This is a genomic window from Cupriavidus sp. FW216-B1, assembly GCF_058789195.1.
The window spans coordinates 259797-272749 of sequence record NZ_JBYTEL010000003.1 but is presented as its reverse complement, the minus strand read 5'-3'; the positions used below and the strand labels follow the sequence as shown (position 1 = coordinate 272749).

Here is a 12953-nt window from a genome sequence, read left to right as displayed (position 1 = left end):
CTTCCCGGGCGCGGCCCGGCGCGTTGCCCGCGGCGCGGCCTTGGCCGCGGGCGCCGCTCCGGCTGCCGGCTTGGCCCTGGCTGCCGGCGCCGCGGCGGCCGTTTTGGCGGGCTGTGCGTTCTTCGCTTTCAATTCGATCCGTCCAGGAATGAGGGCAAGCCGGCGGCTTGCCGGCCGCCCGCTGCGTTGGTCACTGGTGCGCGAGCGCGGCCACGGTGTAGGCCAGCGCCTGCGCGCCGAGGAACAGGTCGTGCGGCGCGGTGTCCTCGGCCGCGTTGTGGCTGATGCCGCCCTTGCTGGGCACGAAGATCATGGCGGTCGGGCAGTGCCCGGCCAGGTACATGGCATCGTGGAACGCGCCCGAGGTCAGCTGCAGCGGCGCGGCCAGCCCCGCGCGCGCGCTGGCGCGCTCGCAGGCCCGGCCCACCAGCGACAGCATCGCGGGCGGGAACAGCGTCGGCGGCCGGCGGAAAAAGCACGCGAAGCCGACGCTGCCGCGGTGCTGCCGCGCGGCGATCTCGCCGAGCCTGACCTCGAAGCGCTCCAGCACCGCCTCGTCCACGCAGCGCGCATCGACCGTGAATTCTACCTTGCCCGGAATCGTGTTCACGGAGTTCGGCGACACCTGCCAGCGGCCCAGCGTGAGGCGCAGCTCGGTGCCGGCGGCGGCGCCCGATTCCGTCGCGGCGAACGCGTACAGCTGCTGCGCGACGTCCACGGCGGTGGCCATCGCGTCGCTGCGCTCGCGCATCGGCGTGGTGCCGGCGTGGCCCATCGTGCCGGCGCACGTCACGCGATACCAGCGCACGCTCTGGATGCCGCCGACCACGCCCAGCGGCACCGCGGCGCGCTCCAGCACCGGGCCTTGCTCGATATGCAGCTCCACGCAGGCCGACATCGGCTGCCGCATGGGGCGGCGCGGCACGTCGGGCGAGGCCGCCAGCGCCGCGTCCAGCGCGTCGCCGAAGCGCACGCCGGCGCCGTCGACCGCGTCGCGGTAGGCCGGCAGGCAGGCCGGGTCGACGAACGCGCTCGAACCCATCGCGCCGGGGCCGAAGCGGCTGCCTTCCTCGTTGGTCCACGCCACCACCTCGATCGGGCGCGGGGTGCGGATGCCGGCGTCGTTGAGCGCGGCGATCACTTCCAGGCCGGCCAGCACGCCATAGGCGCCGTCGAGCTTGCCGCCCACCGGCTGGGTGTCGGCATGGCTGCCGGTCAGCACCGGCGGCAGCTCGGCGGTGCCGGCGCGGCGGAAGAACAGGTTGGCGCAGTCGTCGGTGCTCACCTCGCAGCCGAGCGCGCGGGCGCGCGCGATCAGGTGGCGGCGCGCGGCCAGGTCGACGTCGGTGAGCGCCTCGCGCGAGACGCCGCCGTCGTCGCGCCCGCCGAACGCGGCGAGCTCGGCGATGGCGGCCTGCAGCCGCGCGCCGTCGACGTGGTCCTGGGCGCGCTCGGCGGCTTGTTGTTCCTGAAAGGTCAAAACGGTGCTCCTGGGATGTTGTTCCGGTCCGCGCCGCGGCTCACGCCACGCCGCGCTCGAGCGCGTGCGCGGCGGCCAGCGCCTGCGCGTCGCCGCGGCACGGGCCGACCAGCGTCACGCCGACCGGCATGCCGTGCGCGCCGGTGCCGGTCGGCACGTGCACGCAGGGGTTGCCGAGCAGCGACCACATGCGGTTGAAGATCGGGTCGCCGGTGGCGCCCAGGCCGGCCGGCGCCTCGCCCTCGGCGCTGGGCGCGAGCACGACGTCGAACTGGCCGAAGGCCGCCTCGAACGCGCGGCGCGCCTCGGCGGCCAGCGCCTGCGCGGCGAAATAATGCGTGCCGTCGATGCGCTGGCCGGTGGCCAGCAGCGCGGCGAAGGCGGCGCTGAAGCCTTCCGGGCGCGCGCGCAGCTCGGGCACGAAGGCGGCGGCGGCCTCGTAGGCCATGATGTCGATCTGCGCCTGGGTCAGGCGCGCGAAGGCCTCCGGCATGGCCAGCTCGCCCACGGTGGCGCCCTGCGCCTGCAGCACGCGCGCGGCATCGGCCAGCGCGCGGCGGCTGTCCTCGCCGGCGCGCTCCCAGTGCGGCGTGCGGCAGATGCCCACGCGCAGCCGGGCCGGCGCGGGGGCATCCGCCGGCGCGAGCGGCAGGCGCGCCAGCGTGCCGATGAAGAAGGCCGCGTCGTCGACCGTGCGCGCCAGCACGCCCACGGTGTCCAGGCTCGGCGCCAGCGGCTTGATGCCGGCGCCCGGCAGCGTGCCGTAGGTGGGTTTGTAGCCGACCACGCCGCAGTACGCGGCCGGGCGGACGATCGAGCCGGCGGTCTGCGTGCCGAACGCCAGCGGCACCATGCCCGCGGCCACCGCCGCGGCCGAGCCGCTGGACGAGCCGCCCGGGGTGCGCGGCGCGTCGGCCGGCGCGCGCGGGTTGCGCGTGGCGCCGGGCTGGAAGGTGGCGAACTCGGTGGTGACGGTCTTGCCCATCACCAGCGCGCCGGCCGCGCGCGCGGCGGCCACGCAGGCCGCGTCCATCGCCGGGCGGTGCCCGGCGTAGATGGGCGAGCCGTAGGTGGTGGGCATGTCGGCGGTGTCCATCAGGTCCTTGACGCCGAGCGGCACGCCCTGCAGCGCGCCGGCCGCGGGCGCGGCGTCGAGCGCGCGGGCCTGCGCCAGCGCCTGAGCGGCATCGAAATGCTGCCAGGCCAGGACGCCGGCCTCGGCCGCCTCGATGCGCTCGATGCAGGCCCGCGCCACCGCTTGCGCGCTCAGCTCGCGCCGCGCGATGCGCACCGCCAGCTCGCGCACGGGAAGAGTCAGGAAATCGTTCATGGCAGGTTTTCTCCTGTGGTTCCGGCGCGTTCGGCCGCGAGTCTAGCCAAAATAGGCCGAGCGCACTTCATCGTTGGCGGACAGCGCCTCGGCCGTGCCTTGCGCCACCACGCGGCCTTGCGACAGCACGTAGCCGTAGTGCGAGATCGCCAGCGTCTGGCGCGCGTTCTGCTCCACCAGCAGCACGGTGATGCCGAGCGCGTTGATCTGCTTGATGACCTTGAAGTTCTCCTTCACGTACAGCGGCGACAGCCCCAGCGAAGGCTCGTCGATCACCAGCAGCCTGGGCTCGGCCATCAGCCCGCGCCCGATCGACACCATCGCCTGCTCGCCGCCGGACATGGTGCCGGCCAGCTGCGCGGCGCGCTCCTTCAGGCGCGGGAAGATATCGTAGACCTTGCCGAGCCGCTCGCGCACCAGCGGCGCGTTGCTCTCGAGGAACGCGCCCAGCGCCAGGTTCTCCGCCACCGTCATGCGCGGGAACACCTTGCGGCCCTCGGGAATGCACGAGATGCCCCTGGCGATGATCTTGTGCGTCTTCTCGCCGGCGAGGTCCCGGCCGTCCCACAGGATCTGCCCCTGGCGCGGCGGCGTCAGGCCCAGGATGGCGCGGATCAGCGTGCTCTTGCCGGCGCCGTTGGCGCCCAGGATGCAGGTGATCTTGCCCGGCGCCACCTCGATCGACACGTCGTGCAGCACGTTGACCTTGTCGTAGCCCGTGCTCAGGCCCTTCACGCTCAGCGTGCTCATGCCGCTTCCTCCCCAAGATAGGCGGTCTGCACATCCGGGTCCGCGGTGATTTGCGCGTAGGTGCCTTCGGCGATCTTCTTGCCGTAGTTCAGCACCACGCAGCGGTCCGTGATGCGCTCGATCACGTTCATCTCGTGCTCGATCAGCACCACCGAGAGGCTCTTGAGCTTGCCGCGCACATCCAGGATGTCGTTCATCAGTTCGTGGGTCTCGTCGTGCGTCATGCCGGCGGAGGGCTCGTCGAGCAGCAGCAGGCGCGGCTGGCTCATCAGCGCGCGGCACACCTCGATGCGGCGCCGGTCGATCATGGTGAAGGTCTCCACCGGCTCGAACAGGCGCGCCACCAGCGGCGGGCTGAAGATCTCCAGCAGGCCCTTGACCTTGTCCACGTAGGCATCGTATTCCGCGCGGAAGGCCTTGCGGCGGAACAGGTTGAAGCCCAGCCCGTGGCGCATGTGCTGGTAGTCGCCGATCACGATGTTGTCGAACACCGTCAGCGGCAGCGACAGGCGCGAGCGCTGGAACGTGCGCGCCACGCCGCCGCGGTAGATCTCCTGCGGCGACTTGCCGATGACTTCCTCGCCGCGGTAGCGGATCGAGCCGCCGCTGGCCTTGTAGAGCCCGGTCAGCACGTTGAAGAAGGTGGTCTTGCCCGAGCCGTTGGGGCCCAGCAGCCCGAGGATATCGCCCTCGCGGATGCGCATGTCGAGGCTGTCGAGCGCGGTCAGGCCGCCGAAGCGCATGGTCAGGCCGCGCACTTCCACCATGACGCCGGTATCGTTCACGCTGCTCATCGCGAAGCCTCCCCGGCAAAGAACAGGCGCGTCTTGCGCGGCATCAGCCCGGCGGGGCGGAACAGCAGGATGGCGATCACCAGCGCCGCGTAGAACAGGAAGCGGTATTCCTGGATGAACTGCAGCTTTTCCGGCAGCACCAGCACGATGATCGCGGCCGGCACCAGGCCGACCGCGTTGCCCAGCCCGCCCAGGATCACGATGGACAGCATCAGCAGCGAATCCGAGAACGTGAAGTTGTTGGGCGCCACGAAGCCCGTGACCATGCCGTACACGCTGCCGGCGATGCCGGCGAAGAAGTTGCCGAGCATGAAGGCCACCACCTTCCAGCGCGCGATATGCAGGCCGAACGTGGCCGCGGCGGTTTCGTCGGTGCGCACCACGTCCATCGCCAGGCCCACCCACGAGCGCTCCAGCGCCTTGACCACGGCGAACACGCCGCCGCAGATGCCCAGGCTCAGCAGGGCGTAGCTGACGTAGAACGACACGTCGGCGCCGAACACGGTGAAGCCGTCGTTGAGGGCGTAGCCGAACAGGCGCATGCCCGGCACCTGCAGGCCCTGCGGGCCGCCCAGCACGTCGTTGACCTCGATGAAGGTCTTGAACAGGATGCCGAAGGCGATCGTGACCAGCGCCGCGTAGTGCCCGCGCGTGCGCAGCACCGGCGCGATCAGCAGCGAGCCCACCAGCGCCGAGATCACGCCGGCGATGACGATGATCAGCAGGTGCGGCAGGCCGCTGTGCGCGGCCAGCACCGCGGTGGCGTAGCTGCCGATGCCGAAGAACGCCGCGCCGGCGAAATTGGCCACGCCCGAGAAGCCGAACTGCAGCGTCAGCCCCAGGCACGCGGTGGTGTACAGCAGCACGGTGCAGATCATCAGCAGCGCGAAGTGCGTGTCGTAGAACGCCGCGATCAGCGCCAGCGTGCCGGCCGCCGCCCACAGGCGCGCCAGGCCGGGCCGGCTCATGCCGGCGGCCTCGAGGCGGCGCGTGGCGCCGAGCCGGTGCCCGGCCACCACCGCGGCCAGCGCCACCGCCAGCAGGATGGCCACGCTCAGCTGCGACTCCGCATGCAGGAACAGCCACAGGTAGAGCGTGATGGCGATGCCGGCCGCGGCCAGCACCGCGGCGGGGGCGCGCATCGGGATGGATGGTTGGTTCATGGTGTTGGTTTCCCCTGTGGCCTCAGACCCGTTCACTGGATTTCTCGGCGATCAGCCCGGTCGGCTTGAACGCCATCAGCACGATCACCACGGCGAAGGCGAACACGTCCTTGTACGCGCTCGGAATGTCCGGGATCAGCGCCGGCAGCGTGGCGCTGCCGATCACCTGCAGCGCGGCGAACAGGAAGCCGCCCAGGATCGCCCCGTAGATGTTGCCCAGCCCGCCCAGGATGGCCGCGGCGAAGCCGATCACGCCGAGCAGCAGGCCCACGTTGAAATTGATCTCGTTGTAGTACAGGCCGTTCATGACGCCGGCCAGCGCCGCCATCGCCGAGCCGAGCGCGAAGGTGAACAGCACCACGGCCTCGAAGTCGATGCCCATCAGCCGCGCGGTCTCGCCGTCCTGCGCCACCGCGCGGATCGCCATGCCGAAGCGGGTGCGCGTGATCAGCAGGTGCACGCCGACGATGATGGCGATGCCGGTGGCCAGCAGGATCAGGTTGTCGGCCCGCAGCGACAGGCTGCCCAGCTCGATCGAGGCCGAGGGCAGCAGCCGCGGGAACGGCTTCGGGTTGGAGCCGTCGGGATAGAACAGGCGCACGCATTCGCGCATCACCGTGCCCAGCATCAGCGTGGCCAGCAGCGTGTTCAGCGGCGGCGCCTTGCGCAGCGGCAGGATCAGGAACTTGGCGATGCCGGCGCCCAGCAGGCCGGTCACGCTGACCGCGCAGGCCACCACGGCGAGGAGCTGGATCCACGGCGTGTCGATGCCGAGCATCAGCACGCCGGTGGACGCCGCCAGGCCGGCGAAGGCGCCCACCATCAGCGTGTCGCCGTGGGAGAACTTGATGACATCGAGCACGCCGAAGAACAGCGTGAATCCAACGGCGACCATGGCATAGATCATGCCGAGCATCAGGCCGTTGAACACATATTGGGCAATCACACTCATGGATTCTCCGCGTCAGTGCATGGCGCGTCTTGCGGCCCTGGCGGCCGCGACAGGAATGGCGAGGCGCTGCCGTGCTGCCGCGCTGCGGCGGCAGCGCGGCAGGGCAGCGGCGTAGCGGGGCGGGGGCGCCGCCGTGCCGCCTACAGGCCGGCCAGCTTCTTCTTGCCCTTGCCGTAGGCGCTGTCTTCCCAGATCACCCACTTGCCGTCCTCGACCACGTACTTGGTCACCAGCGGCACGATGTTCTGGCGATGGTCGTCGAACGTCACCTTGCCGACGATGGTGTCGACGTCCTTGGTGGCGTTGAGCGTGTCGCGCACCTTCTTGCGGTCCGGGCCGACCTTCTCCACGGCGTCCATGATGAGGTTGGCCGCGGCGAACGCGAACGGGCCGTAGGCTTCGGGCGGATCGCTGTACTTCTGCTGCGAGTACTTGCCCTGGAAGAACAGGCCGCCGGGCAGCTTCTCCCACGGCGCGCCTTCGATGAAGGCCAGCGAGCCCTCGGCCAGGTCCTTGCCCGTGCCCTGGATGTAGGCGTCGGCCTTGATGCCCGAGGTGCCCTCGAACTGCGCCTTGATGCCGAGCTTTTCCATCTGCGTGCGGATGCGCACGCCCAGCGGCGTCAGGCCGCCGAAATACACCACGTCGGGCTTGAGCTCGCGGATATTGGTCAGCTCGGTGGTGAAGTCCTGCTGGTCGGCGGTCACGCCGAAGGTGCCCACCACGGTGCCGCCGTCCTTCTTGAGGAACTCGCTGAAGTACTTGTTGTGGCCCTTGCCGTAGTCGGTGGTGTCGTGGATGATCGCCCACTTCTTGTAGCCCAGCCCGGTCATGAACTTGGCCGCCACGTCGCTCTGGTTGATCATCGTGCCGTTGACGCGATGGATCTCCTTGAAGTCGTTGCCGTAGGTCACGTCGGGCAGCACCGCGCCCCACACCACCACCGGCAGCTGGAAGCGGTTGTACACGCCCACCGTGCCCATCGCCACGGCCGAGCAGAAATGCGTGACGCCGGCCACGATGCTGCGGTCCGCGGCGATCTTGGTGGCGACCTGCACGCCCACGTTGGGGCGGCACTCGTCGTCCTGCGTGACCAGCTCGTAGGTGTACCTGGACTTGGGATCCGCATTGCGCAGGCGCACCGCCAGGTCGGCGGAATTGCGCCCGCCCAGGCCGATGGCCGAGACCCCGCCGGTGAGCGGCCCCACGAAGGCGATCTTGACCACGTCCTTGGCGGCCGCCGGCACCGACGCCAGCGCCAGTCCTGCCGAAGCCGCCAGCATGGCGGCGGCCACTACGGTGTTCTTCCTACGCATCCTCATCCCCTCGGGCAGATAGCCGGCAGCGGCCGGCTGGATTGGTCTTCAAGTGACTTGAACGAAAGTATTCCCATGATCCGCAAAATTCAAGTTACTTGAATGCCGTGACGCAACATGCGTGCCAGCGCCAGGGCGCGCCGGGTGGCCGATGTTGGTGCCGGAACGGGCCGTTCGGCCCGGTGGCCGAAGCGATATTGGGGACGGCGGCACGGTTGTGGTGCGATGCGCAAACGAAAAGCGGGCCGGCGCCGGGCGCGCGGGGAGGATCTCAGGCGCCGCCGCGCACCTCGCCCTTGCCCAGCACCTTGGCGCGCTGCGCATCGAAGCGCATGGCCTCGGCGGCCAGCCAGTGCTCCACGGTGGCGATCTGCGGCGTCTGCCCGTGCGCCGAGACGAAGTAGTACGAAGCCTGCGAGCGCACGCGGATGCCGAACAGCTCGACCAGCCGCCCGGCGGCGATGTCTTCCAGCACCAGGGCCGAGCGGCCCAGCGCCACGCCCTGTCCCGCCAGCGCCGCTCCGACCGCCAGTTGCGAGAGGTTGAAGCATTGCCCCGCGCCGAGGTTGTCCACGGCGGCGCCGGCATGCCGGAGCCAGTGGTCCCATTCGGCGAAGGCATCCGCGCCTTCCCACGGGCTGACGTCGTGCAGCAGCCACGCGCCTTTCAGGTCCCGCGGCGCGCGCAGCTCGGGGTGCGCGGCGACGAAGGCGGGGCTGGCCACCGGCAGCAGCCATTCGTCGAGGAACCGCCCGGCCTTGAGGTCTTCATAGACGCCGAGGTCGAAGCGCACCGCTGCGTCGATGCCGTCGCGCGCCATGCGGGTGCTGTCGAGCGTGTGGAACTCGCCATACACCCGCAGGCCGACCTCGGGATGGTCGCGGAAGAAATCGCCCAGCCGCGGGGTGAGCCAGCGCATCGCGAACGAGGGCGCGCAGCTCAGCGCGATCGGCCCGCCTTCGCGTGGCTTGCGCAGCTGGGTCAGGGTGCTCTCGATGGCCTGGAACGACTCGCGCAGCACGAAGCGCAGCCGCTCGCCCTCGGGCGTGAGCACCAGCGCGCGCGGGGCCCGGATGAACAGCGGCCGCGCCAGCCATTGCTCGAGCTGCTTGACCTGCTGGCTGACCGCGCCTTGCGTGATGCACAGCTCGGCCGCCGCGCGCGTGAAGTTGCAGTGGCGCGCCGACGCTTCGAAGCAGCGCAGCCAGCTAAGGACGGAGGAGGAAAGCAGGGTGCTCATTGGGGGTCTGCGGGGCGGCATGGCGGGCATGCATGATCGTGGTGCATCAGGCATTAGCAAGACTAATGCACTGGCTAATATAAACCGTTTGCGGCCGGGGCGGGGGAAACCAACAATGGAGTCATCCGGGAAGCCACCACGGCTTCCGCCGCAAACCGCGTACAACGACCCCGAGACAATGAGCCAGCCGATCCCCAGCCAACCGCCCGCCGCCAGCCCGTCCGCCGCCTTGCAGGCCGCCCTGGGCGCGGCCACGCCCCTGTTGTGGTGCAACCCGGGCCGCGTCGAGACCCCGCCCGGGGAACAGGCCGCCGGGGCGCGGAGTATTAGTCTGGCTGACGTCATGTCGGCCCAGGCGCGCTTTCGCCGCTTCGCGCCGCTGCTGGCGCGGCTGTTCCCGGAACTGGCCGGAACGCAGGGCGTGATCGAATCGGAACTCGTCGCCGCGCCGGCCATGCAGCGCAGCCTGGGGCTGGATCCGGCGCTGGGCCGCCTGTTCGTCAAGGGCGATCACGGCCTGCCGGTGGCCGGCTCGATCAAGGCGCGCGGCGGCATCCACGAGGTGCTGGAGTTCGCCGAGGGCCTGGCGCTGCGCCACGGCCTGATCGGCCCCGGCAGGGACCGGCCCGAGGATTACCTGGCGCTCGGCGAACCCGCGGCGCGCGCGCTGTTCGGGCGCTACCGGGTGGCCGTGGGTTCCACCGGCAACCTCGGGCTGAGCATCGGCGTGATGGCCTCGGCGCTGGGCTTCCGCGCGGCGGTGCACATGTCGGCGGACGCCAAGGAATGGAAGAAGGCGCGGCTGCGCGATCGCGGCGTCGAGGTGGTGGAGCATGCCGGCGACTACGAGGAAGCGGTGGCCGCCGGCCGCCGCCAGGCGCAGCAGGATGCGTTCGCGTACTTCGTCGACGACGAGCGCTCGCTGTCGCTGCTGCTGGGCTACAGCGCGGCCGCGCTGCACCTGCGCGACCAGCTGTCCGCCGCAGCCATCCAGGTGGACGCCGCGCATCCGCTGTTCGTCTACCTGCCGTGCGGCGTGGGCGGCGCGCCGGCCGGCATCACCTTTGGCCTGCGCCAGCTGTTCGGCCCGCACGTGCATTGCTTCTTCGCCGAGCCGGTGCAGTCGCCGTGCTTCCTGGTGCAGATGATGGCCGGCAAGGGTAATCCGTCGGTCTACGACTTCGGCCTGACCAACCGCACCGAGGCCGACGGCCTGGCGGTGCCGCGCGCCTCCGAACTCGCCGCGGCGGTGATGGCGCCGCTGCTGTCGGGCGTGTTCACGGTTGCCGACGAAACGCTGTTCGCGCATCTGGCGCTGCTGCTGCAGGCCGAGGGCCTGCGCATCGAGCCGTCGGCCGCGGCGGGCTTCAGCGGCCCGCGCATGCTGTGCGAGAGCGATGCCGGGCGCGACTACCTGGCGCGGCACGGCCTGGCCGGGCAGATGCCGCAGGCCACGCACCTGGTCTGGACCACCGGCGGGCTGTTCGTGCCGCCGGCGGAATACGACGGCTTCCTGGCCAGGGCGGCCGCGCTCGCGCGCTGAGCGGGCCGGCACGCAGCACCTCCGAAAACACACGAGACAAGCAGCACGCACGCAATCCACCGATCAACCCTGGCACGCGTGCCGGCCACATTGCCGGCGGCCTCTGCCCAGCAGGAGAATGACCATCATGCTCACCCGATCCTTCAAGCTCGCGATCCTGGCCGCCGCCTGCCTGGCTGCCCCGGCCGGCAATGCCCTGGCCGACACGTTCCCGTCGCATCCGCTGCAGATGGTGGTGCCGTTCCCGCCGGGCGGCGCCACCGACATCGTCGGCCGCCTGCTGGCGAAGAAGATGGGCGACCAGCTGGGCCAGTCGGTGGTGATCGACAACCGTCCGGGCGCCGGCACCATCGTCGGCGCGGGCTACGTGGCCAAGGCCGCGCCCGACGGCTACACGCTGCTGGTCAGCTCGGGCACCACGTTCACGGTGAACCCGGCCATCAACGCGCGGCTGCCGTACGACCCGCTCAAGAGCTTCGAGCCGATCGGCCTGACCGGGCGCACCGGCCTGATCCTGCTGGCCAACCGCGACCAGCCCATCAGCAACCTCAAGCAGCTCGCCGCCGCGCTGAAGGCCGCGCCGGACAAGTATTCGTATGGCTCGTTCGGCACCGGCTCCACGGCCCAGTTCGCCGGCGAGATGCTGCTCAACGGCATGGGCGTGAAGATGCTGCACGTGCCCTACAAGGGCAGCTCGCCGGCCATGACCGACCTGATCGGCGGCCAGATCCCGTTCTCGATGGACACGGTCTCCGCCGCGATCCCGCAGGTGAAGTCGGGCAAGGTCAAGGCCATCGCCGTGACCACCGCCCGGCGCTCGACGCTGCTGCCCGAGGTGCCGACCGCCGCCGAAGCCGGTTATCCCGGCATCGACATGGACACGTGGATCGCCGTGGTGGCGCCGCGCGGCCTGCCGGCCGACGTGAAGGCGAAGCTGGAAAAGGCGCTGGCCGCGACGATGGCCGACCCCGAGACCAAGAAGAAGCTGCTGGACAACGGCTTCGAGCCGGCCTACGCCAACGGCGCCGCCGTGACCGCGCTGATCACGCGCGAACTGCCGACCATGCGCGCCATTGCCCAGCGCGCCAACATCCGGGCAGACTGAGGCCGGTCCGGCGCGGCGGCGCGCGATGCCGCCGGCGGCCCGCGGCCATTCCGACCATCCCGACCATTTCAACGACAGGCGCGACGACAAGCGCCCACGAGACAGGCACGCCATGACCATCCTCATTCCGCCCGCGGCAAGCGTCGGCCAGCCCGCCGGCGCCATCGACACGCCCGCGCTGGTGCTCGACCTCGACGTGTTCGAGCGCAACCTCGCGCGCATGCAGCAGGCGGCCGACCGGGCCGGCGTGAAGCTGCGCCCGCACGCCAAGGCCCACAAGACGCCGGCCATCGCGCTGGCGCAGATCGCGCGCGGCGCGGTCGGCATCTGCTGCCAGAAGGTCAGCGAGGCGGTGCCGTTCGTGCAGGCCGGCGTGACCGACATCCACATCAGCAACGAGATCGCCGGGCCGGCCAAGGCCGCGCTGCTGGCGCAGCTCGCCCTGCGCGTGCGCATGAGCGTGTGCGTGGACGACGCGCGCCAGGTGGCGGAGCTGGCCGCCGCGGCCGCGCGGGCCGGCAGCACCATCGGCGTGCTGGTCGAGATCGACATCGGGCAGGGGCGCTGCGGCGTGGCCGACGCGCCCGCCGCGCTGCATCTGGTGCAGGCCATCCGCGCGCACGGGCAACTCGCGTTCCGCGGGCTGCAGGCCTATCACGGCGGGCTCCAGCACGTGCGCGGCGCCGCCGAGCGCGCGCGCGCGGTGGCGGCGGCCGGCGCGCGCACCGCGGCCGCGGTGGCCGCGCTGGCCGAGGCCGGCGTGGCCTGCGAGACGGTGACGGGCGGCGGCAGCGGCAGCGCGGAGTTCGACCTCGCCGGTGGCGTCTACACCGAGCTCCAGCCCGGCTCCTACGTCTTCATGGACGGCGACTATGGCAGCAACGAATACGGCGGGGCGCTGCGCTTCGAGCACAGCCTGTTCGTCGCCAGCACGGTCATGAGCGTGGCCGCCGCGCACGGCGCCGCGCCGCGCGTGGTGGTGGACGCCGGCCTGAAGTCGCTGGCGGTGGACTCCGGCCTGCCGCTGGCCTGGAGTGCGGCAGGGCGCTCGGCCACGCTCGACTACGTGGCCGCCAACGACGAGCACGGCATCGTCGAGCCGCGCGCCGGCGCCACCGCCGCCGCGCTGCCGGCGCTCGGCAGCCAGATGCTGCTGGTGCCGGGGCATTGCGATCCCACGCTCAACCTGTACGATGAGATCGTCGGCATCCGCGGGCAGGCCGTCGCCAGCCTGTGGCCGGTGGCCGCGCGCGGGCTCAGCCGCTGAGCCCGCCCGTTCC

General features: G+C 71.1%; 11 protein-coding genes. 3 read left to right on the top strand and 8 right to left on the bottom strand.

Annotated features, from left to right (window positions below; genetic code table 11):
* Positions 1-190: 190 nt before the first annotated feature.
* The 8 genes from AC3WXD_RS10980 to AC3WXD_RS10945 form a co-directional block, all read right to left on the bottom strand.
* Entirely contained in the window at positions 191-1480 is a 1290-nt protein-coding gene (locus tag AC3WXD_RS10980) for a M20 family metallo-hydrolase (RefSeq protein ID WP_492323698.1), read from the bottom strand.
* 40 nt (positions 1481-1520) lie between these two features.
* Entirely contained in the window at positions 1521-2810 is a 1290-nt protein-coding gene (locus tag AC3WXD_RS10975; RefSeq protein ID WP_492323697.1) for an amidase, read from the bottom strand.
* Positions 2811-2852: 42 nt separating this feature from the next.
* On the bottom strand, positions 2853-3560 hold the full coding sequence (locus AC3WXD_RS10970; protein WP_059413241.1) for an ABC transporter ATP-binding protein: 708 nt from the start codon (positions 3558-3560) through the stop codon (positions 2853-2855).
* On the bottom strand, positions 3557-4354 hold the full coding sequence (locus AC3WXD_RS10965) for an ABC transporter ATP-binding protein (protein ID WP_492323696.1): 798 nt from the start codon (positions 4352-4354) through the stop codon (positions 3557-3559). The genes AC3WXD_RS10970 and AC3WXD_RS10965 overlap by 4 nt, the downstream gene beginning before the upstream one ends.
* Complete coding sequence (locus tag AC3WXD_RS10960) at positions 4351-5517, bottom strand: branched-chain amino acid ABC transporter permease (protein ID WP_492323695.1); 1167 nt, start codon at positions 5515-5517, stop codon at positions 4351-4353. Before AC3WXD_RS10960 ends, AC3WXD_RS10965 begins: the two co-directional genes overlap by 4 nt.
* Positions 5518-5539: 22 nt before the next feature.
* Complete coding sequence (locus AC3WXD_RS10955) at positions 5540-6469, bottom strand: branched-chain amino acid ABC transporter permease (RefSeq protein WP_059413238.1); 930 nt, start codon at positions 6467-6469, stop codon at positions 5540-5542.
* A gap of 140 nt (positions 6470-6609) precedes the next feature.
* Positions 6610-7785: a branched-chain amino acid ABC transporter substrate-binding protein gene (locus AC3WXD_RS10950; RefSeq protein WP_492323694.1), complete on the bottom strand. Its 1176-nt coding sequence runs from the start codon at positions 7783-7785 to the stop codon at positions 6610-6612.
* Positions 7786-8056: 271 nt separating this feature from the next.
* Entirely contained in the window at positions 8057-9025 is a 969-nt protein-coding gene (locus tag AC3WXD_RS10945; protein ID WP_454731295.1) for a LysR family transcriptional regulator, read from the bottom strand.
* A gap of 178 nt (positions 9026-9203) precedes the next feature.
* On the opposite strand from AC3WXD_RS10945, the gene dsdA reads away from it, so the two are divergent.
* The 3 genes from dsdA to AC3WXD_RS10930 all read left to right on the top strand — a co-directional run bounded on the left by dsdA (position 9204) and on the right by AC3WXD_RS10930 (position 12940).
* Positions 9204-10568 carry a D-serine ammonia-lyase gene (gene dsdA, locus AC3WXD_RS10940; RefSeq protein ID WP_492323693.1) on the top strand — a complete coding sequence of 455 codons (1365 nt, stop codon included), beginning with the start codon at positions 9204-9206 and terminating at the stop codon, positions 10566-10568.
* A 118-nt stretch (positions 10569-10686) separates the two neighbouring features.
* Entirely contained in the window at positions 10687-11673 is a 987-nt protein-coding gene (locus tag AC3WXD_RS10935; RefSeq protein WP_082079677.1) for a Bug family tripartite tricarboxylate transporter substrate binding protein, read from the top strand.
* Positions 11674-11785: 112 nt separating this feature from the next.
* Complete coding sequence (locus AC3WXD_RS10930) at positions 11786-12940, top strand: DSD1 family PLP-dependent enzyme (RefSeq protein WP_492323692.1); 1155 nt, start codon at positions 11786-11788, stop codon at positions 12938-12940.
* The last annotated feature ends 13 nt before the right edge of the window (positions 12941-12953 follow it).

Bases quoted from the DNA above. Each gene is read 5' to 3' on its own strand.
- dsdA (WP_492323693.1), top strand. From the start codon at position 9,204: ATGAGCCAGCCGATCCCCAGCCAACCGCCCGCCGCCAGCCCGTCCGCC.
- AC3WXD_RS10945 (WP_454731295.1), bottom strand. From the start codon at position 9,025: ATGAGCACCCTGCTTTCCTCCTCCGTCCTTAGCTGGCTGCGCTGCTTC.
- AC3WXD_RS10935 (WP_082079677.1), top strand. From the start codon at position 10,687: ATGACCATCATGCTCACCCGATCCTTCAAGCTCGCGATCCTGGCCGCC.
- AC3WXD_RS10950 (WP_492323694.1), bottom strand. From the start codon at position 7,785: ATGCGTAGGAAGAACACCGTAGTGGCCGCCGCCATGCTGGCGGCTTCG.
- AC3WXD_RS10930 (WP_492323692.1), top strand. From the start codon at position 11,786: ATGACCATCCTCATTCCGCCCGCGGCAAGCGTCGGCCAGCCCGCCGGC.
- AC3WXD_RS10955 (WP_059413238.1), bottom strand. From the start codon at position 6,469: ATGAGTGTGATTGCCCAATATGTGTTCAACGGCCTGATGCTCGGCATG.
- AC3WXD_RS10970 (WP_059413241.1), bottom strand. From the start codon at position 3,560: ATGAGCACGCTGAGCGTGAAGGGCCTGAGCACGGGCTACGACAAGGTC.
- AC3WXD_RS10965 (WP_492323696.1), bottom strand. From the start codon at position 4,354: ATGAGCAGCGTGAACGATACCGGCGTCATGGTGGAAGTGCGCGGCCTG.
- AC3WXD_RS10960 (WP_492323695.1), bottom strand. From the start codon at position 5,517: ATGAACCAACCATCCATCCCGATGCGCGCCCCCGCCGCGGTGCTGGCC.
- AC3WXD_RS10975 (WP_492323697.1), bottom strand. From the start codon at position 2,810: ATGAACGATTTCCTGACTCTTCCCGTGCGCGAGCTGGCGGTGCGCATC.